Origin of the sequence: Flavobacterium sp. (assembly GCF_031411595.1) — a bacterium.
GTDB lineage: Bacteria > Bacteroidota > Bacteroidia > Flavobacteriales > Flavobacteriaceae > Flavobacterium.
The window spans coordinates 1-21,803 of record NZ_JANOBI010000029.1; the positions used below are offsets into that span (position 1 = coordinate 1).

Genomic DNA, 21,803 nt, shown 5'->3' on the forward strand with positions numbered 1-21,803 from the left:
ATTACTACAACCACCAGTTCCTAAAACAGTATAAGTCATGGTAGCGGTTCCGGCAGCAACACCAGTGACAAGTCCGGAAGCACTATTAATAGTAGCGACCGTCACATCCGAAGAAGCCCAAGTTCCACCAACAGATGTTGATGAAAACACAGAAGTGAGTCCCACACAAATACTTTGATTACCACTTAAAGTTCCGGCAATAGGAGCAGCAGTCACCGTGACCGTTCTAGTCGCCGTTACATTACTACAACCACCAGTTCCAAGAACAGTATAAGTCATGGTAGCCGTTCCAGCAGCAACACCAGTGACAAGTCCAGAAGCACTATTAATAGTAGCGACCGTCACATCAGAAGAACTCCAAGTGCCACCAACAGCAGTTGAAGAAAACACAGAAGTGAGTCCCACACAAATATTTTGATTGCCACTTAAAGTTCCAACAACCGCTGCAGCGGTTACTGTCACCGTTCTAGTAGCCGTTACATTACTACAACCACCAGTTCCTAAAACAGTATAAGTCATGGTAGCGGTTCCAGCAGCAATACCGGTGACAAGTCCAGAAGCACTATTAATAGTAGCGACCGTCACATCCGAAGAAGCCCAAGTTCCACCAACAGATGTTGATGAAAACACAGAAGTGAGACCAACACAAATGTTTTGATTACCACTTAAAGTTCCAGCAATAGGCGGCGCGGTAATAGTTATATTAGTTGTTACAGTTGTTGACGGACAGCCTCCAGAAGCAGGAATCGTATAGGTAACCGTATATGGCCCGGGTGTGCTTGTGCTTGGCGTAATCGCTCCCGTAGCAGGATTAATAGAAAGTCCAGCTGTAGAAGAATAAGCACCACCGGTAAAAGCACCCGTACCATTCAAAGTTACAGACTGAACAGCATCCGTAGTACAATAATTAGTAGAAGAATAAGCAATCGTTGCCGTCGGCCCCGCAGTAATACCAATACTAACCGAGCTTGTGGTAGTACATCCGACGCCATTATTTGCGGTCAATGTATAGGTTGTTGGGACTGTCGGGCAAACCGTAGGTGTAAGTGTATTGGCATTGGTCATTGCCGTTGTTGGCGACCAAGTGAAAGCCGGTAGATTGTTATTAAAAGAAATCGTCCAATCGTCTATAGTGCCTACATCAAATCCAGTATCATCTCGAACAAACAATTGCCAAACGCCGTTAGCGGTACAACCATTCAATAAAGTAAAAGCTTGTTCGGGCGTAAATGTACCCGTAAAAGGTGCTGTTCCTGCCGTAATTGGCGTTGCTGCAGTTGCTGAAAAACAAGTGTTCGTATAGTCGATATCAAAACTACCGTTATCCGATGATAAATCAATTCTGGTTCCATCAGGACATTGAAGAAAAATATCCAAATCACCATCGAAATCATGCGTTAAATTAATACAAACAGAAGCAATAGAAGTAGCATTAATTGTAGCCGGGCTCAACCCAGAAACAGTTATAGGCGATAAAACTCCGGTAGGATCATTATCTGGAATTGGATAAGATGTCATGTTATTAAAAGAAGCAATCCCGGTCGATCCAACCGCATTAGTCGATCCACTTAAATTAATACAAGCACCCGGACAAACCGAACCTCCAGTTCCAGCATTGACCGTCGGCAAAGGATTAACAGTAACGGTTTGCGTAATAGAATTTTGACAACCACCTGGAACAGCAGTAACCAACAACGTAACCGAATGTGGACCACTAGCCGCATAAGTATGCGATGGATTCTCAAGATTGGAAGTAAATCCATCTCCAAAATTCCAACTGTAAGTAAAATTCCCGTTGGTAGTATTGGTAAATTGAGTCGCATTCCCAATACAAGCCGTCGTGGCGGTAAAAGTCGGATTTGGGCTCGCAAAAGTAGCCGTAGTTCCTGCAAAATCTAACGTAAATCCGGAATTCGATGCCGCCGTAAATCGATCTACTAAAATGGTATACGTTTGACCGGCAGTGACTGCTAAAGTAGGATTACATTGGGTACCCGCACAACCTAAACCCGTGGTTCCGTTAGCTCCAAGAACACCACTCCAGTTGCAAGAAATTTCAGTTCCTAGGCAAGCGGTCGTAGTATTATAAATCGCAAAATCATAATCAATAGAAGTGTTAGGAACAATTGTAAATGCCAAGACACCCGAAGTTGCCGCGGTAAATGTATACCAGTTAGACGATCGCTCTCCAGGCGCTCCAAAACAACTTGGAGCCTCTTGAGAACTACCAATACCTCCAACACCATTTGGCACGGATATCGACCCTAAGCCACATAGCGTCTGAGCTCCTGTGCAATCTTGAGTGGGTAAAGCAGGTCCAATAGGTAACGACTCTTGCGCACAAACGCCAAAAGTTCCCGTAGTATTTCCATTTCCGTCGACTGCAATATAATAGGTGTTTCCAATGGTTAATCCATGCAAAATGACATCTGTATGAAACAAACCGCCCGCAGTATTCACGTCTTCCTGACAGCCTAACAATGTCAAAGCGCCACAACCACCACTATAAATCGCCACTTGTGTATTGGCCAACGTACCACCGAAATTGGTATTAATCTCTATGTCAGCTACAGTAGCTACAAAAGAAAACCACACGGTATGACTCATGCTATTGGGCAACCAACAACCAGGCGTCGCAGGATTTCCCGTCGTAGTTGCAGCAACATTAGTATATAATATAGAAGTACAAGACCCAACACCAACCGCTATAGGTTCAGCAGTCAAACAAGTGTCATTTGGCGGTTGTGCATAAGCAAACTGTGTGCATAAAACAGACACAAGAAAAGTCACCAAAAAAGGGAAAGTAAACTTCATGCTCTTTTAGTTTTATTGTTTCTTCTTGTTCTGTTTGAGGTATTCTTCGCGGCTTACAGGCTTGTCATTGATGATATAAAAAATTTCGGGCGACACTTTCTGATCGGCAGGCAACTCAATTTTTTTGAATACCGCAGCCTTTTTTAAAGAATCATTAGGCTTGTCCGTCTTCAATGGCAATGCTTGCGAAAAACCACGGCTCGTCAAAAATAAAAGAAGCAAAACGGAAAGTAAATTTTTATGCATTTTTCAATCAATAAATTACTATAGAAAAACTATAGGTGCGTTTTAAAAAGGATAAGTTCAAAAAAAATTGAACTTCAATCAAGCGCTAATATTTATTAAATTCGGTAGTACAAAACAGTAAAATCAAGTACTGCATGCGTAGAAAAAGGGGATGTCAAATATATAGATATTTTCTAAATAGTTTAAAGAATTCGTTGTGAATTTTAATTTTTAAAACCATTATAAATAAGAATATTTACAAAAAACAAACAATATCGCAACGTGATTTTGATTGCTATTTTGGGCGTGCCCCGAAAAGGGTCGGGCTATTCGCTAAATCTTTCGCGCCGAACAACGGCACAAAAGGATACCGCTGCTATCCCTCACGCAGCTGTTGATTCAATAGAACAGACTTTTGAAGTATGCATACCTTCTTAAAATGATGTATGCCGAATATTGGAGACAGCGGACTCCAATTGCAACACACTTTGACACCCGGGCAACTTGCCGTAAGTATTTTCACCCTATAAAATTCAGGAAAGACACCCTTCCAAATCAGGGCTATAACCTTGCAAGTCGCTGGTTTTATTTTAGTTGCTTTGGTTTTGTGATTTTTCTGAATCTAAATAAGGAGTAGACATGAACCTCAAAACCATCATAGAAAAACTCGTAAAACTCATTGATCCGACCGACGATATCATTAATGTTACCAATATCGCTATGCTTAATGATGGTGATGAATTTGTAGAATCGAAATCGGCAATCATTTTATCTATCGTAAATATTGAGGAAGATAAAACGCTCAAGAATCAATCGACCTACCAGCGCGAAACCAGAACAGCAAATGAAATGTTGGCATTCCGGCATCCGACGCAACACTTGATTATTTCACTGTTATTCAGCTCGTATAATAAAGATTTATCAAAATACATGGAAGGTGTCGAAAAACTCAGAAACGTCATCAGCTATTTCCAACAGAACAATTCTTTTTACTATAAAGACGACAATACCGAACTCATCGAATATAGCACATTTGCCACCAAGACAGAAGCACAACAGCTGCATTACGCCAAAATAACGTTCGAATCGGTTAGCCAAAGCATGGACCAGCTCAACCAGATGTGGTCTTGCCTGGGTTCTCGCTATATGCCTTCGATGCTATATAAAATGAGGCTTTACTCGATTCAGGGAGCCAATACCCTTACCCATAAAATCGTGCTCAAGGGCGCTGTCAAGTTGTGGGAAAATGATAAGGATGATCCGGTCGGAATCGTCGAAACTCAAGGATTTAAACTTAACGAATAATAAAACAGTATCAACAATAAAAAGAAAAGATTATGAATGTAAGTTCTCTAAAAACACCCGGAGTATATATCAATGAGATTGATGCATTTCCTCCTTCAGTAGCGCCAGTCGAAACAGCCATACCTGCTTTTGTGGGTTATACTCAGAAAGGGACGAATTCGGTCACCCGAATCAAGTCCTTTATGGATTTTGAATCGATTTTTGGTGGCGCGCCAACAGCCACTGACTTAACTGTCGAACTCGAGCCCATCACGCTTGCACCAAAAGAGACCACTACGGCAAGTGATAGCAAATTCAAGCTCTATAACAGCATGCGCCTTTTTTATGAGAACGGCGGTGGATTGTGCTATGTGGTTTCGATTGGCAATTATGATGCAAACATCGTCGAGCAAAAGCCTTTTACTGATGGGTTAGACAAATTGCTGAAATTTGACGAGCCTACATTATTGCTGTTCCCTGATGCAATTAATCTGTCGGTAGATAAATTAGGCCTTGTGCAACAGCACGCACTCAAACAATGCGGTGATCTCTTAGACCGTTTTGCCATTCTTGATGTCCAACAGGGAAACACAATTAACGACACGATTTTTACAGACTGTGCGACCTTTAGGGATAAAATAAGTACAGAGAGCCTGAAATACGGTGCAGCTTATTATCCGTATTTGCAAAGCAGCTATTCGTATAATTTCAGGTTCGATGCTGTCAATGATGCCTTAGGAGCGGGGAAAGACTTCAAGTCGATTTATCCTACTGATGAATCGTTGAAAACCGCGATTGATCAATTTGATTTTTTGAAGGAAAACATCGACACAGTTAATACGTCATGGACTGTTGCGGCTGGGGTGAGCGATGCAAACAATATGAAAAAATTGGTTATGCCGATAAACGATGCCGTCAAAATTCAAACGTCGATTGATAAAATCTTCACGATGCTCAAAGTAGTACTTGGCGATCCGGAGAGTTTTACAAACGTACAGTTTTCGAAGGCGGCTAAAGACATCATTACCGGTTCACTAAAAGATTACGTACAGAATATCGTCGATTTCAAATCGGCTTATGAAAAGCTCAGAAAAGCTGATAATTCAGCTGTAATTCCCCCCCTTGCGAATCTCAATGTTAACGATGCCAACTTCAAAAGTGTCTGGGGCGTTATTTCAACTTCTTATCCGCAATCCAATCCAAATCTATACGACACGATCCTTAGTAAGACGATTACGCCGGTGCTTCCTGCCGTTCCGTATGACACTCCGGATTTTGACAAAATTCAGCTTTTCCTTCAAAAATTGCACGCTTCAGTAATCAATACTATGGATGCTGCGGTGAAAAGACTAAACGACTTGATGCTATTTGAAGAAAACAGACTTGTTTCCCGCATCCCGATTTATCCGGCAATTATTGCCAAATTATCGGCAACAATGAATATTGTTCCGCCTTCAGGGGCTATGGCTGGGATATATGCCCGAACCGATAATAACCGAGGTGTTTGGATATCGCCTGCGAATAAAGGAATCAACGGCATCATCAGTCTGACTGCCGATATCAACGACAGCGACCAAGAGGATATGAATATTAGCGATACCGGAAAATCCATCAATGCGCTTCGTAAGTTTTCGGGCAAAGGATTTATGGTTTGGGGCGGCAGAACACTCGCAGGGAATAGTAACGACTGGCGGTATGTCAATGTAAGAAGATTGGCCAATATGATTGAAGAATCTGTCAAAAAAGCCTGTATGCAATACGTATTCGAACCCAACGTATCGCAAACCTGGGTCAGTGTGAAAGGCATGATTGATAATTTCATGACCACACTCTGGAAAGATGGAGCCTTGGCGGGAAAAAGACCCGAGGATGCTTTTTTCGTAACAGTCGGACTCAACGAAACCATGAGCGCACTCGATGTTCTCGAAGGAAGATTGATCGTCAAAATCGGATACGCGGCATCGCATCCTGCAGAATTCATCATCTTGGAATTCAAACAAACACAACAAAGATCATAACAATTATTCATTAACATTTAAAATATAAAGACATGCCAAATATTGATTTTCCACTACCGAAGTTCCATTTTAGCGTTGCCTGGGGCGGAACCAAAATAGCCTTTACCGAAGTATCGGGATTAAATAAAGAGATGGATGTAATCGAACACCGCGTTGGATCGAGTCCACAATTCTTCAAGCAAAAAAATCCGGGGCTCGCAAAAGTGGGCAACATCACCATGAAAAGAGGTGTATTTGTGGGCGATAACGAATTCTTCCAATGGTATAATACCGTTGCTCAAAATACGGTCGAGAAAAGAACGGTAACGATTTCACTATTAGATGAAAATCAGCAACCGCGCGTAGTTTGGACTGTGCACGACTGTTTCATCGTATCGCTCAAATGCAGCGATCTGAAATCTGATGCCAATGAAGCGGCAATCGATACTGTCGAACTTGCCAATCACGGATTTACCATTGAATACAAGTCGTAACAGCATGAATGCCGATCCTTTAGTAGGTTTTCATTTTTCGGTAATTTTCGAATTGCTGCCCGTGCTTTCTATGGTCGACACCAGATTTCAGAGCGTCAGCGGCCTCAAAGTCACGATGGAAACCGAACCTTATACCGAAGGTGGCCAAAACCAGTTCAAACACAATTTTCCGGTTCGGGCAGGCTATCAGGATTTGGTACTCAAAAGAGGATTGACGACCGATTTATCAAGCTTATCGATGTGGTGCACGCAAGCCATGGAGAATTTTATTTTCCATCCCGCAAACCTTGTGGTTTCACTGCTTAATGAAAACGGAAATCCCGTAAAAGCCTGGTATGTTTCGCATGCCATTCCGATAAGCTATGAGTGCAGCGATTTCAATGCTGAAGAAAGTAAGATCGTCATTGAGACCATTACGCTTAAATACAATTCATTCAAGGAAATTCCAATCCCGTCGTTTTAAACAAAAAGTATGGCTATCGAGATAAAAGAACTGCGTATCAGAGTGAGTATCACGGAAACGACAGACGATCAGCTGCATCCGGTTCAAAGGATCAATGCGGCAAAAATTCAGGAATTCAAGTCGGAAATCGTACGCGAATGCCTTCATAAAGTGATGGAAAAAATCAAAGAAAAAGCCGAAAGATGATAAAAGGATTATTGGGCATTATCGATAAAATGCGCATCGAGGTTTTCCCGACAAAGGATTATGCCGAAACCGATCAGCAAACCATTTTCGTACAACTTAATCCCGAAAAATATACCATGAAACACAACGTGGTATTCTGTGAAGGACAGGCGATGGGAACCACCGGAAGCGATCTCAAATTCAGTAAGATTGAAGGCGAGGAAGTCACTTTTGATTTTCTGTTCGACAGCTCTGGAATTGTTCCTCCCGCAAAATTCAAAAAAGGCAAAGGCGATCCCACTTTTGAAGATCTCAAGGGCGATATCACGAATGCAATTCAACCCGCCGTGGTAGATCCGTTTGGAGAAGCCGCAACCGTAGAAGCCGATGTCGAGCAGTTTAAAAACCTGCTCATGGGATACAATGGCAAGACACACCAAACGGCGTATCTGAGGCTGCTTTGGGGCGGTTACAGTTTGTCGTGCCGCCTCAAAAGCATGGACATCGAATATACGCTTTTCAGAAAAGACGGCAGGCCAATCCGCGCTAAGGTGAAGTGCCTGTTTAAAGGGACTGTCGATTATAAAGTGATGGTCGCTAAGGAAAACAAGAATTCACCCGACCTCACGCACCAGCGCATAGTTAAGATGAACGACAAACTACCCTTAATGGCGGAATCTATCTACAATAGTAACGCCTATTATATTGATGTGGCGAAAAACAACAAATTGCTCACTTTCAGAAAACTGAATACAGGAGAAACTGTACAGTTTCCGCCTATAAAATAAACGACAATGGCCGCACAACCTTTTTATCCGTCCGAAACGCTGCTAAAGCTTAAATTCCTGATTGCCGGGAATGATTCTGGTTTAGACAGTTTGTTGAAAGAAGCTACGGTTCATTTTGAATTGAATAAAATCGCTTTCGCCAAATTCACGTTTATTGCGAGCAATGATGGACTTGAAAAGCAAAGTGAACTTCCATTAGATGTCCTCAACCGCAAACCGCAGGACAAACCCATCGAGATTGAGGTGCAGATTCCCGATACCGATATTGCAAAACCGCCCAAAACGCTTTTCAAAGGCATTGTCAAATCATTCGAGAAACAAACCGAAGCAACACAGATTACTGTAAAAATTGAATGCAAAGATATCGCGTTCAGACTCACACAACCGTCTACAGAACCCGAAAACAATACGATGAATTTCGAAGAGCGCCTAAAGCTTTTCATCGACGGGAAATTAAAAATAAGCGACAACCTCAAAGGCAAACCTTGGGGAAAGGAAAAAATCACGCACAACAATGCGACCGTTCCGTGGGATTATCTAGTGGGTTATCTCGATTCGATCGGGTTGTTGATTTCGCTGCGCAATGCTGAATTCAATGCAGTCGGAATCTTGAAAGAGGATGGCGAGAAAACGGCATCTTATATGGCAGAAAACGGTATCAACGTTTTTTCATTTTCGGGAAAAGTCGATGCCCAGAAGCAGAAATCTTCAGTCGTCATTGAAAGCTGGGACATCGAGGCGCAAGCCGTAAACAGAACAAGCGCGGAGCAAAGCACGGATGAAAATCCACAAACCATTCGCGTCGGGCAAACCCATTTGACAGCCGATACACTCAAACGCATTGCCGAAGCGGTTTTGGTCAAAAGTAATATTGCTGCCATCAACGGAAAAGTGACCACCTTCGGAAACCTCGAAGCCAAAGCCGGAGATTATATCAGTTTCAGTAAAGTAAATCCTCAAATCGATGACAAGATTTTACTCATTACGCAGGAAACCCACATGATTGAAAACGGTTGCTGGAAAACGGAATACGCCTACGGACTCGAGAGCGAAAAATCGTTTACCGAACAAACAGCGGCGCCGGCACACAACAACAGCCAGGCGCAAATTGGACAATCTAATACCGTGAACGGTTTGCAGATTGGGAAAGTGCTTCAGATTGAAGACGACCCCGACCATCATTTCCGGATTCGCGTGAAAATCACCTCGCTTTCGGAAAGCGGCGAAGGTGTCTGGGCGAGGTTGGCCAATGCGAATGCTTCCAAAGATATGGGTAGTTATTTTATTCCCGATGTAGGCGATGAAGTGATTTTGGGCTGCATCGGAAACAATCCCGATACGCCGGTAATCCTTGGAAGTTTGTATAGCAGCGCCCACCCGATGCCATTCCCGATTAAAAAAGAAAATTATTTCAAAGGATTTGTGACCAAGCAAGGCACGCGCATACTGATGGACGATGAAAAGAAAATCATCGAGATCAGCACAAAAAAAGCGAACAAACTCACCATCAGCGATGACCTCAAAGGAGTCGCTATTGAAGATGAGAATGGCAATAAAATTACCTTGAATGACCAGGGAATAGTGATAGAAAGTTTCAAGGATATCAGCATCAAGGCGGCGAGCGGCAATATCAAAATTGAAGGCAAACAAGTTGAAGTCACCTCAAGCACAAAAATGGATCTCAAAGGATCATTAATCAATCTCAATTAAAAATGGCAGCAGCAGCAAGAATCACCGACATGCATACGTGTCCGTTAGCCGATCCGAAATCACATGTTGGAGGCCCGATCCTTCCCGGTAGCAATACTTCCGTACTCATAGGAAGCCTGCCTGCGGCAACTGTCGGTAACAGCTGTGTTTGTGTCGGTCCGCCCGACGCATTGATTAAAGGGTCGGTTTCGGTGAAAATCGGAGGCAAACCGGCTGTAAGAATGGGTGACAGCACAGCACACGGCGGCAGCATCACCGGAGGATTTCCAACCGTAAACATTGGAGGCTAAAAAACAAAGACATGAAACAAGAACCGTCATTTTTAGGTACAGGTTGGGGGTTTCCGCCAACGTTCAACAACAATGCCGCTAGCGTAAAAACAGTATCGGATGAAGACGATATACATCAGAGTCTGCACATTTTGTTTTCAACGCAACTCAAAGAAAGGGTGATGCGTTCGGATTATGGTTGCGACATGACGGCGATGCTTTATGAGAACCTAACGACAACATTGCTTACCAAAATGAAAGGTATTATTGAACACGCCATCCTGATGTTCGAACCGCGCATCGATTTGCTCGATATTGATTTCCATACCGAAAACACAATCGAAGGACTCATCAATATTGAAATCAACTATATTATAAGAACCACCAATTCGAGAAAAAACTTCGTATTCCCCTATTATCTGGAGGAAGGCACATTTGTAAAATAGGAAAATAAAATGGCAAACTGCAACGGCATATTATCGATACACGAAGGAATGGGAACTGCGCAAAACGACAGGACTGCCGCAGCGCTCCAACCTGATTTTTTTCTTTTGGAAGAAAGAAACGAACAGGATTTTATCCGATTTGTGCAAAAGCTTTCCGCGCAGGTTAAATTTTATAATCAGTCCGATGTTGCAGAAGGCGACTGGGCTGAGTTTTTCGCAAGAGAATCGACCGCCATTCTGATTGCCATTTCAAGTTGGAGCGTAGAATTGATGCAAGATTCCTTTGAAAGTAGAAAGAATGAAGTCCTGACACTTGTCGACCTGAATATACAAAAAGAAGTGCTCGGAGGATATTTTCAGAAAATCAGCAATGAATATAAAGGGCTGCTCGGAAAAATAAACCTTCTCGATGACGAGATTATAGAAAAGGAAAACCTGCGATCAACGGCTTACCTCATTACAGAGCAATTGCAGGCTATCATAACCAATATCAACACCGCAACCAACATGGAGGCTTTTTTAAAAAGCCCGGGATTTGGCAGATTGGTGCAGCAGCTTTTCGGATTGCTGCTGTCATGGAAGAGTTTTTCGAACAGTGCCATAGCCTATCAGCTTAATCATTACGCAGGACATACGCCGCACTTTACCTTGTTTCTGACTTTTCTCAAACTGTTGAAGAACGCTAAAGAAAGCCTCAATGGGTTTACTAAAAAACACCTTGATTTTTATTACAAAGATATACTGCGCACGCAAAATCAGAATGCAAGACCTGATCATGTGCATCTGATTGTAGAACCTTTTGACGTAAAGCCATTCCTAATTCCGAAAGGAACGATTTTCCCCGCAGGCAAGAACAGTGCACAAAATGAGAAGTTTTACGCTTCGACTGCGGATCAACCGGTAAATGCGATTAAGCTTTTTGCTTTCGAAAGCATTCATTCGGATGGCGCGCGCTATAAGTCCGATTTGTTCCAGTTGAATGCAAAAGGTAAGGGTTTTGATGTTTTCACTTCCAACAAAACTGTCTACAATGAAGCACTTATGATTGCAAGCCCGTTGCTATTCCTGCAAAGCGGCAAAAGAGCAATCAAGCTGCGGTTTAACGAAACTAATCTCGAAGCGGCTGATTTCGAGTTTTATATTACAGGCGAAGAAAAGGTTTTGAAGGTTGATGGTAAAAACGAAACCATCGAAGGCGATAATTATATAACGATCGAAATTCTTGCGAGCGAGAAAAAAATCATGCCTTTCAGCAAAAAGCTGCATCCTGAATTTTTAGTCGAAACACAATATCCGGTGCTTAAAATTATACCTAAGAAACCGGATGAATTTCCTTCGATTTCCCATATCAATTTAAAAATCGCAGTTGAAAATTTCAAATCCTTTGTCCTGGATTCCGATTTCGGGACGCTCGATACGGAAAAGCCGTTTTATCCTTTTGGTGAATTTCCCAAAAGCGGCAATGGCATGGTGGTGAACTCGAATGAGTTCTTTATGAAAAAAGGTGCGGTGGCTACTTTTAATATTCCGCTCGAACCCCATTCGGATGTGGAACAATCGATAAGTGATCTTGCATTAGTATCGCGCCTTCAAAATGGAGTCTGGACGCCCGATGAAGAAACACTTCCGACCATATCCAATGCTTATCCTATTGAAGAATATAGGTTTGATACAGTGGCCAATACGGCCAATTTACCCAACGGTAGGTTCAGGATTAAACTCGAAAACAGCAGTTTCGACGGTGAAACTTTCATGCAAAGCTTTATCGCGGGAAGTGCTCTGGCAGCGCCTGCTTTGCCTTATAAACCTAGAGCGAAGTCATTTACATTCAATTATACGGTGGATGAAACCATCCAGTTGGGCAATATGACGACTAATAATCCGATCGAATTATACCACGCATTGCCTTATGGGTTTATGAAATTTGACGGAGATGTATTCAGATTCACGCCAAACGAAACGCCCCAAGGAAGCATTTACCTAGGATTTGAGAAATCCGCTCCAAAAGACAGCCTCAGCTTCTTAATCCAGCTTGAAGAAGGTACCGCAAACCCACAATTGGAACCGGCTGAGGTTTCCTGGGATTTTCTAAGCAATAACAGCTGGACAAAGCTAGATACTGCTACCCTAAGCGACGAAACGATGTCGTTGACACGTTCAGGATTGGTAAACCTTACCGTGCCCGATTTTAATGCGTCCAATACCAAGTTGCCTGCGGGATTGTTCTGGTTGCGCCTTACCGTTTCCAATACCAAAGCGCTAAGCCGCTTTTTAGGGGTGCACGTGCAAGCCCTCAAAGCGGTGCTGACCAGCTATCGAAATTCCGACGGTGTATTTATGGAAAATACACCCAAAGAAACCATCAGCAAATCCGATAAGAGCATCGAAGGCGTGAAGAAATTTCTACAACCGTATCCTTCTTTCGACGGACGCCTCACTGAAGCAGATACTTTCCTGTATCGTCGAACCAGTGAAAGATTGCGTCATAAAAACCGGGCTGTAACAAGTTGGGATTATGAACGCATCGTGCTTGAGGAATTCCCGGAAGTCTACCGCGTAAAAACCTTGAACCATTACCGATATGATACCGAAATCTCAAATGTTTCGGCTGGATTTGTAACGTTGGTGCCCGTGGCAAAATCTTCAAAAACAGAAATAATAAGCTGGAAACCCATATTAAGCCTTGAAAAAATGCTTCGGATTAAGAAATTTTTATCCGAAGTTGCATCGCCGCACGCGCGGATCAATGTGAAACCGCCTAAACCTGAACGCGTAAGGATTCATTTCAAAGTAAAATACCACGATCAGCCAGGAATGGATACCAGGCTTTATACAAAGCAGCTCACCGAAACCATCAATACTTATCTGAGCCCGTGGGTATATGACACCACCGATATCAATTTTGCGAAGGAAATTGAATTTTCATCAATCATTAGACTTGTTGATAACCAGCCTTATGTGGATTACCTCACCGACTTTAAAGTTGAGCAATTTCTCTTAGATGCAGACAACAACACTATAGGCGGCGCCATTCAAAACCTGAACAAAATCAGGCCTCAAACCGATTTTACCTTGTTTGTTCCGGATGAGTCGCATCAAATACAAGAATTATAAAACAACATCATGCAAACACAATATATCATACCAAAAGACCGCAAACTGCCGCTTTCACAGGATTTCGAATTCCTGCAGCAAGAGGGACTCAAATATGTGGAAAGGCTCGGCCATAAATTCTGGACCGACTATAATCCGCATGATCCGGGCGTCACCATTCTTGAAATCTTGTGCTATGCGATTACGGAATTGGGTTACCGTTCCGATTTTGATATCCGCGATTTATTGGCTGATAACGGAAACACGATTAGCAACAATACGTTTTTTACAGCAGCAGAGATTTTCCCCAATGCCGCATTAACCGTAATGGATTACAGAAAATTGCTCATAGACATCAAAGGTATTTCCAATGCATGGCTTTTGCCTACCAAGAAAACTACCGATGCCGACGGTTATTGGGAGCCTAATGACAGCGAAGCCAAAATCTATCTGAACAAGCTCGAAGATAAAATCAGCCTCAAGAATACAGATCGCAATGGGAAATTACTCGAAGAATTGCATGTGAAGGGTTTGGGAAAAATAAAAATCGAACTCGAAGAAGATCCTATTTTGGGTGATCTCAATACACTGCTGCTCGAATTCCCTTTCTGGCACGAAGACCGTTGGATTAACCTCAGAATCACACCGCAGTTTACGAACTGGAATCATCCCGATGCCGGATTGTTCAAAAAAATGAATACGCCATCGGAAATTACCATCGGCAGCATCGAAAAAACGCAAGGCATTATTTACCTGATCGTGAATCGATACGGCCATCCTGGTGATACGTTGCGTTTTCGGGTTTTTTGTGATGATCCGGATGAACTTGACATCGCTTTGGTTTATCTTAACAATGAAGGCCATGTTTGCGAAATCATTTCGGATTTTGAAAAGAAAAAAGAAAAAATCGAAGAAACATTTTCTGCGGTTTCGATAGCATTGCAACAGAACCGAAACCTCACGGAAGATTATCTATGCTTAGAAGTCATCGAAAAAGTACCAGTAGCGGTTTGTGCCGATATAGAAATTGAAACCGGATTCGATCCTGTTGCAGTGATGACACAGATTCAAATCGCTATCGATAATGTGATCAATCCTAAAATCAACTTTTATACGCTTTCACAATTAGTTAATGAAGGATTGCATTCGGAAGAAATCTTTACGGGGCCAAGACTGCAATATGGTTTCCTCAAAGAAGATGAAGTTGAAAAGGCCAAATTGCCTACAGGCATTCACGCTTCCGATATTATTGCCGTGTTGATGGAGATTCCGGGCGTCAAATCGGTCAAAAACCTACTCATGACGGCCTATAACTTTTTGGGCCAACCCATAACGGGGTCAATCAATGAGAGCTGGGTTTTAGGCCTTTCGGGAGAAGTAAAACCGATTTTCAACATCCACAGATCGAAGTTGCTGCTGTTCCAGAAAAACATTCCGTTTCTATTGTCGGAAACCCAGCAAATGCAGGTTGACCAGAAAGTGATGATGTATAAAATGCAGTCGAATCAGAAGAAACTCATGAACAGCAGGAATGATTTTGAGATTGGCGCGGGCGAACATTATAAGCTGCAAAATTATTATAGTATTCAGGATGAATTCCCGGCAGCTTACGGTTTGGGAAAAAATTATCTTTCAGAAAATGAAAAGCCGCTTAGGAAAGCGCAAGTCAAACAACTCAAAGGCTACCTGTATTTTTACGAACAGATTCTGGCAGATTTTTTCAATCAGTTATACCATGCTAAAAACCTCTTTGATACCCATCCGATAGATCGCACCTATTTCCCTGCTTATCTGGAAAAGGATCCGGATTCAGGCGCCGATTTTTATTCCGCATCGCTTTATTCCGCAGATTTGAAAAACATATTGCTTGATGGCGAATTCCCGGACGACGAAGCATCGCTCTACGAATCGAACACCAAATTTTATGACCGCAGGAATCGCGTTTTGGATCATCTGATGGCGCGTTTTTCCGAGAATTTTAATGAATATGTTTTTATGATGTACCGCCTTTCAAACGAAACTGCGGGTATGGGAACACTGTCGTTTGACTACGACGATTTGATTGCCGACAAACAAAATTTCATTAACGACTATCCCAAAATAAGCAGCAACAGAAGCCTTGGTATGGATTACCTCAATGCTAAAATAACACCCGGAAATCCGGCCTTGCAGTTCAATGCAATGTGGAATTCCGACAACCGTGGCGGTTATGAAAAGCGTACGGCAAAATTACTCGGCATCAATAATATGCGCTTAAGGGATATTGTCACTGAGAAAACCACCCAGAGCCAATGGACCGTCGAAACGGAAGACAAGTCTTATCGCTTTAAAATCATTAATCCCGCGGTTGATCTGCCTCAAAAATGGGATTGGGCTCAGCAGCATTTTACACTGCAATTGCTTTACCGCGTTGAAAAACATTCGGGCAATTATTATCTGTATCTTTTTAGAAAAGAAGAGAAAATAGCAAGGGTCGATGAGGTTTTTCCCAACAAAGATGAAGCATTCGCCTTCCTCAATAAAATGATCAGGGAAGTCAATAAATACCACGAAAGTTTTTATTGTCTTGAACATATTTTGCTTCGTCCTTTCGACAACAGCACTTTTTCGGATGACACTTTGCTGTCGGTTTGCCTTAACGACAATTGCGACGATGTAGCAAATAACGACCCGTATTCTTTCAAAGCTACCTTGGTATTACCTGGTTATCTGTCGCGATTCCAAAACCTGACTTTCCGCAAGTATGCCGAGAAAATATTCCGTCAGGAAGCACCGGCGCATGTGCTGTTGAAAATTTGCTGGGTCAATAAGAACGACCTGCTGGCCTTTCAGGAAAAATATAAGAACTGGCTCGAAAAGTATCGCGTCTATCGGCTGAATTACTGCTCCAATACTTTAACCGACGATGACAAATCGGTCTATGGGGCAACGCTCAACGAACTTGTTGCAGCGCTTAAGGAACTGCATACGATTTATCCTGAAGGAAACCTGTATGACTGCCGATTGAGCGAATCGAACAATCCAATTATTCTGGGAAATACATCATTAGGAACTTTATAATATATTATCATGGAAGCATATAATACACCTGCTTACCCGGTTTTTGAAGCCGATCAGGTTTTAAGTCAAAAAGAACTCAACCAGGCGATAAGCCACCTCGAAGAACAGGATCGTATTACCCGAAAACAGCTAACGGGACTCGGTATTGTATGCGGTGCGGCACTTACTTTTCCTAATGCGCATTCGGTAAGGATTTCGTGCGGAACGGCTGTAACGTCTTTGGGCTTTCAGATCAACTGGGATGAGAAAACGCTTTCGGCTTATCGTGAGGTTGAGATTTCGGAACAATTCCTGAATCCGGATTACATCGACGAACCTTATCTTGATGCTATTTTCAAATACAGAAGCCAATACGAACCGATAAAAAGTTGTGTTGAATTGCTCGAGTCGAATTCATCGGCAGAAGGCAAACAGGATATTCCGAATGGTTTTTTCGATGATAAGGTGATTATATTATTGCTTGAAATGTCGCTTATCGACCAGAAAAACTGCGTGACCACCAATTGCGATGACAAGGGCAAACGAATGGAATTCAACATCCGGCCGCTGCTTATCCCGATCAATGATCTGACACGCGAGAAACTGATTCGCGTGCACAGCCTTCCCGAAAATTATGCGCGTTTGGCCTTTCCGCGCTACAACGTTTTATACAACAACCTTACTACTGCGGCCAATGTGCTTGACGGTTTCCGCAAAGTATACGATGATAATTACTTGATCAGTATTTCTGTTGCGATCGCCAAAATCTATCAAGGCTTTAAAATGATGAGCGGTATTGCTGCTTTTCCGGTATTGGACAATAGCAAAGGCGAAATAGAATCGCATGTAAATGCCTATAAAAACGGCTCTAATGTGCAATATCTGTGGGACTGGATTTCAGATATTGTCCAGGCTTATAATGAAATTATCGATTTTATGGAAGTGAATCCGGCGCTTTGCTGCGTCGACGAATCGATGTTTCCATTCCACGTAGTTTTGGGAAATGATTCGGATCTGAGCAACCGCTTCCGCACGCCTTTCATCCGTACGCTTGATGCAGCTAAAAAACGGCAAATCAAGATGCGAAAATTAAGGCTGCTTTTCCAAAGGTTAGAACACATCATTACGGGCTTCCGCATCGATAAAACCGATCGCATCAAGGTAACGCCTTCTTCGTATGGCAATGTCGATTTATCAAAAAAATCAATCCCGTTCTATTATCAGGATATTCTCGGACTCAACCGCAAATGGCATCCGGCGCTTACGGCGAAAAACCTAAACGATAGTATACTGTCGTATCATTCGGATAAAATAGGTTACACCGGTAAAAATGAAGTAAAAAACCCATTGCGATACGATATAGAACCTTATAATTTCTTTCGTATTGAAGGGCATACCGGAAGGAATTACAAAGAAGCCATCAAGGAACTCACGGTGATCAAGAACACTTATAATCTGCCATTCCGCATTACAGCCTATAATGCCGTTGATTTTCTGAACAAGGAAATCGATATTTCTAGGTTTGAAGGCCGTTGGGACGATCTCGAAACAGATTATGATTTGGCGCGCAAAAGGGTTTACAACATCACCGAGTTTGTGATCAATTGGATGGTTGGGAATAAAGACAAGCTGATTGCGGAAACCTTCTTTACCGAAGCCAGTATTAACAATTTCAAGAATATACTGTCGGAAATGAAAAAACTGCTGACAGAAAACCTCAAAGGCTACCTGCCCAACCATAAGGATTTTCAAGAAGTTTTCATGGAACTCAACCGTATTTTCGTATTCCATCGTTTCTGTCTGCAGGCAGGTAAGGATAAGCTTTCTGTTTTTGTTGAAGACCTTATCGACAGACTTGACGATGTTAAAGAATTGTTCTTCGATGACCCGTTTACCGTCATTTTTGAAGAGGCACAGTTGCGTTGGCAGAAAATCTATTCAGATCTTTTCTTTTCAACATTTGCCAGAAAACATCCCGGCCTTGAACACAAAGCGGGAGTTACTAAAGGCGGCACTTTTGTGGTTGTTTATGTAGATACTTCAGTATTCAAGACACCGCCACCGCCCAAAGGCCATAAAGATCTGTTGGCGCAAGTCGTCGAGCATAAGAACAGCATCGGAATTGATCCTAAAATAAAGAAACAGCTTGAAACCGATATTAAGTTTACGGGCTATAGATCTCAGGTCATAGCCAAACCCAAAGTCGAAGTAATTAAAAAATGGGAAGACGAATCCGATAAGATTGCCGATGAAGTGCTTAAAGTTGCGAAATTCAATTTCGAAGCCGCCCATGACCCTGAAGTGAGCAGGTTTCTTTTTGAAAACCTCAAAGGAGCATTAGAATTCGGGTTTGGAAAAGGCAATTCGAATGAAACTTTCCAACAGCTGATCATTGCCGATTTTTTCCTGCCTTATATCTGTTGCAGTGATGGGCCTGTGCTTGAACTCAAATTCGAAAGCAAGGAAATAAAAATTGCGCTTGAACCACTCCAGTTCTGCCTTACCGATACAGAGAAACATGAAGTGACCGTTGCGGGAAGCAACGGCGGCACATTTAAAGGAACAGGCGCCAGCTTGGTGACCAATGTAGGCAGCCAGTATTTCCTTAAAGTGAAGCCTGACATGGCGCCGGGAATCTACAACCTGCAATACGAAATGGATGGAGAATCGAGCAACGCGATTGAATTTGAAGTTTTTGCCCCTGCTCCTGTAAAATGGACAGCAGACCGAATGTCAGACGATTTGGATACTTTCGTTTTCACCAATTCGATTACTGAAAACCGCGAATACCAAATTGATTTTGGCGATAATTCAGCCGTATTGATTACGACTCAAAAAACGGTTACCCATAGTTTCGATTTTGCGGCGAAAAAACAATTCACCGTAATCATACAACAACGCGGAACGGTCTGTGAAAGCTCGCAAACGATAACAGTTAAGATTACTGCAGATTTCAGCAGCGCCGATTTTACAAATGACTTTAATACCGATCAATAACAATAAAAAACAATAAAGATGGCTACACCAAAACCAAAAGCAGAAATCATTCAGAATATCGACGCTACGATCATACCGAATGGCAATATCAAAGCAAAAGATACTAACGCAATCCTTAAAAATATCCTGGATTGCATCGAACTCAACGAAAAAAGTCAGAGCAACGTAGACACTTTTGATTTAAGCGGAACGAATCTGCAAGCTACACAAGGCGCCGGACTCGATTATTCGTTCAGGGGAATTAAATCTTTTTTTGCAAATGTCACGCTTCATTTGCAAATCAAAGAGAGCAACGGCCTTTCGGCTGTTTACAAATTCAATCATCAAAATTCTGCAATCTTTGAGATTTATAGAAAAATTGTGGTGCCCAAAGAAGCGCCATTGGACTTTCTTGTTACGCTAAATCGCAAACCCGAACAAGGCGCACCTCCTTCTGGAATAGCAACGTTAAATATAAGAGTGACAAATCAATCGATTATTATCACATTAAGTGCGTATCACGGCGATAAAATAATGAACGGAGATACTGTTTTTACTTCATTCACATTGCATTGCCCGGGATTTAACCAATAGAAAATGCACCTGATCCGGCAACATATCATCGATATCGAATGTTCTTCCCAAAATCTCGGGAAGCAAATGCAGGCGCAGTTGGGGCATGTCTTCGAAAAAGAATTCTATCCGAAACTGGAGCTTTTGCTCGAACGATATGCCGTGCCGGATTATACTTGGGATATTGACTGTCTTGATATTGTTTTGCCAAGCGTCAATGCGAAAAATTGGAAAGCCGAACTCGTTGATACTGTTTTAGCGGAAATTGAAGATTATCTCAAATCCCATAAGCCCATATTGCGGAAGGTTGCTGCCGCCCAAACAGAACAGCAGCACTTTTGGCTGACCGATGCGGAGCATGCAGAACATTTGCTTTTTGATTTCTTAAAAACCGGAATGCTCACCGCAAATTCTCTTTCACAAGAGCTTAGAAAAATTTTGGGAATGATTGAAGTGAATCCATCGTTCCGGCAGCGGTTACTTGTGGCGATGGCTGCCAATGATAAGGTTCTGGCCCGCTGGATTTTTGCCATTCCTGTGGATTTCAAAACAAAAATAGGACAACAGCTTACGGCAACAGATCAAATGCTTACAAGGTTTTTCGTGCAGTTGTTCCAAAATCGTCCGGTGGCTTTTATCAGGACTTCCAAAATTATAAACCCCGAATGGCTTGATCTGTTGCAATGGTTTAGTTTATTGTATGGGCAAGCGGTTTCCAAAACGCAAGCAGTCGCAGAATTTTTAAGGCTTTCTAATCAGTATTGGGAAATTTCCCTTATTGAAATGCGCGCTGTTTTTGCCTTTGCAGACAAACAAGTTCAGACAGAAAGCAATCGGCATCCGAACGAATTGCGGCTTTTTCTGCAGGAAATAGCGGTTGCGATATACAACGTTAAGACTCAAATTCACGTCGAAATGCCCGATGCGGAACCACCGGTTAAAAGCGAAGCATCACATTTTATAAACAACGCTGGATTGGTGATCCTTCATCCGTTCCTTCAAATGTTATTTGAAAAACTCGGATTGTGTAAAGAGGAAAACTGGACCACCAAAAACAGCCAACACAAAGCAGTGCTGCTGACGCAATACTTGGTTTCCGGACACGATGAAATTTTCGAAAATGAATTGCTCTTTAATAAAATTCTTTGCGGATTACCGTTTGACGGCGTAGTCAATACCAAACTCAAAATCACCCAAAACGAAAAGGATAAATGTCAGAGCCTCCTTGAAACAGTCAACGGATATTGGAAAGCGATGAACGGCAGTTCTGTGGCGGCATTGCGCGAAAGTTTTTTGCTTAGGGAAGGAAAAATAAGTCTAGAAAATGACCCGAATTTTGAGCTCTGGGTAGCGGAAAAAGGGTTCGATATTTTGCTTGAGCAGTTGCCTTGGGGCATCAGTCTTTTCAAAACGCCATGGATGAAGGATTTTATGAATTGTTACTGGGATTAACCGATTTAAAATTCA

The 21,803-nt window shown here is 42.4% G+C and carries 16 protein-coding genes; 14 read left to right on the forward strand and 2 right to left on the reverse strand.

Annotated elements, in window-relative coordinates:
- On the reverse strand, positions 1-2,814 hold a 2,814-nt coding region (locus RMO03_RS06450; RefSeq protein WP_309641274.1), incomplete at its 3' end, for a PKD domain-containing protein.
- A 12-nt stretch (positions 2,815-2,826) separates the two neighbouring features.
- Positions 2,827-3,060, reverse strand: coding sequence for a hypothetical protein (locus RMO03_RS06455; RefSeq protein ID WP_309641275.1), 234 nt, complete (start codon positions 3,058-3,060; stop codon positions 2,827-2,829).
- Between the two features lie 618 nt (positions 3,061-3,678).
- Here RMO03_RS06455 and RMO03_RS06460 point away from each other — a divergent pair.
- Genes RMO03_RS06460 through RMO03_RS06525 form a run of 14 tightly spaced genes read left to right on the forward strand, consistent with a single transcriptional unit; the run spans position 3,679 to position 21,788 of the window.
- Positions 3,679-4,344, forward strand: coding sequence for a Pvc16 family protein (locus RMO03_RS06460; protein ID WP_309641276.1), 666 nt, complete (start codon positions 3,679-3,681; stop codon positions 4,342-4,344).
- A gap of 32 nt (positions 4,345-4,376) precedes the next feature.
- Entirely contained in the window at positions 4,377-6,341 is a 1,965-nt protein-coding gene (locus RMO03_RS06465) for a phage tail sheath C-terminal domain-containing protein (protein ID WP_309641277.1), read from the forward strand.
- Positions 6,342-6,373: 32 nt separating this feature from the next.
- Positions 6,374-6,814, forward strand: a complete 441-nt coding sequence (locus RMO03_RS06470) for a phage tail protein (protein ID WP_309641278.1) — start codon at positions 6,374-6,376, stop codon at positions 6,812-6,814.
- Positions 6,750-7,277 (forward strand): phage tail protein, encoded by a 528-nt coding sequence (locus RMO03_RS06475; RefSeq protein ID WP_309641279.1) that lies wholly within the window; start codon positions 6,750-6,752, stop codon positions 7,275-7,277. Before RMO03_RS06470 ends, RMO03_RS06475 begins: the two co-directional genes overlap by 65 nt.
- A gap of 9 nt (positions 7,278-7,286) precedes the next feature.
- Positions 7,287-7,463 (forward strand): DUF5908 family protein, encoded by a 177-nt coding sequence (locus RMO03_RS06480; RefSeq protein WP_309641280.1) that lies wholly within the window; start codon positions 7,287-7,289, stop codon positions 7,461-7,463.
- Positions 7,460-8,230: a hypothetical protein gene (locus tag RMO03_RS06485; protein ID WP_309641281.1), complete on the forward strand. Its 771-nt coding sequence runs from the start codon at positions 7,460-7,462 to the stop codon at positions 8,228-8,230. The genes RMO03_RS06480 and RMO03_RS06485 overlap by 4 nt, the downstream gene beginning before the upstream one ends.
- Positions 8,231-8,236: 6 nt before the next feature.
- On the forward strand, positions 8,237-9,940 hold the full coding sequence (locus RMO03_RS06490; RefSeq protein ID WP_309641282.1) for a phage baseplate assembly protein V: 1,704 nt from the start codon (positions 8,237-8,239) through the stop codon (positions 9,938-9,940).
- 2 nt (positions 9,941-9,942) lie between these two features.
- The gene (locus RMO03_RS06495) at positions 9,943-10,230 is read left to right on the forward strand and encodes a PAAR domain-containing protein (protein ID WP_309641283.1); all 288 of its coding nucleotides are present in this window, start codon (positions 9,943-9,945) and stop codon (positions 10,228-10,230) included.
- A gap of 11 nt (positions 10,231-10,241) precedes the next feature.
- Positions 10,242-10,655: a GPW/gp25 family protein gene (locus tag RMO03_RS06500; RefSeq protein ID WP_309641284.1), complete on the forward strand. Its 414-nt coding sequence runs from the start codon at positions 10,242-10,244 to the stop codon at positions 10,653-10,655.
- A gap of 9 nt (positions 10,656-10,664) precedes the next feature.
- On the forward strand, positions 10,665-13,769 hold the full coding sequence (locus RMO03_RS06505) for a baseplate J/gp47 family protein (RefSeq protein WP_309641285.1): 3,105 nt from the start codon (positions 10,665-10,667) through the stop codon (positions 13,767-13,769).
- A gap of 9 nt (positions 13,770-13,778) precedes the next feature.
- Entirely contained in the window at positions 13,779-16,808 is a 3,030-nt protein-coding gene (locus RMO03_RS06510; RefSeq protein ID WP_309641286.1) for a hypothetical protein, read from the forward strand.
- 9 nt (positions 16,809-16,817) lie between these two features.
- Positions 16,818-19,784, forward strand: coding sequence for a hypothetical protein (locus tag RMO03_RS06515; RefSeq protein ID WP_309641287.1), 2,967 nt, complete (start codon positions 16,818-16,820; stop codon positions 19,782-19,784).
- A gap of 18 nt (positions 19,785-19,802) precedes the next feature.
- Positions 19,803-20,357 carry a hypothetical protein gene (locus RMO03_RS06520; RefSeq protein ID WP_309641288.1) on the forward strand — a complete coding sequence of 185 codons (555 nt, stop codon included), beginning with the start codon at positions 19,803-19,805 and terminating at the stop codon, positions 20,355-20,357.
- A 3-nt stretch (positions 20,358-20,360) separates the two neighbouring features.
- Complete coding sequence (locus RMO03_RS06525; RefSeq protein ID WP_309641289.1) at positions 20,361-21,788, forward strand: contractile injection system tape measure protein; 1,428 nt, start codon at positions 20,361-20,363, stop codon at positions 21,786-21,788.
- The last annotated feature ends 15 nt before the right edge of the window (positions 21,789-21,803 follow it).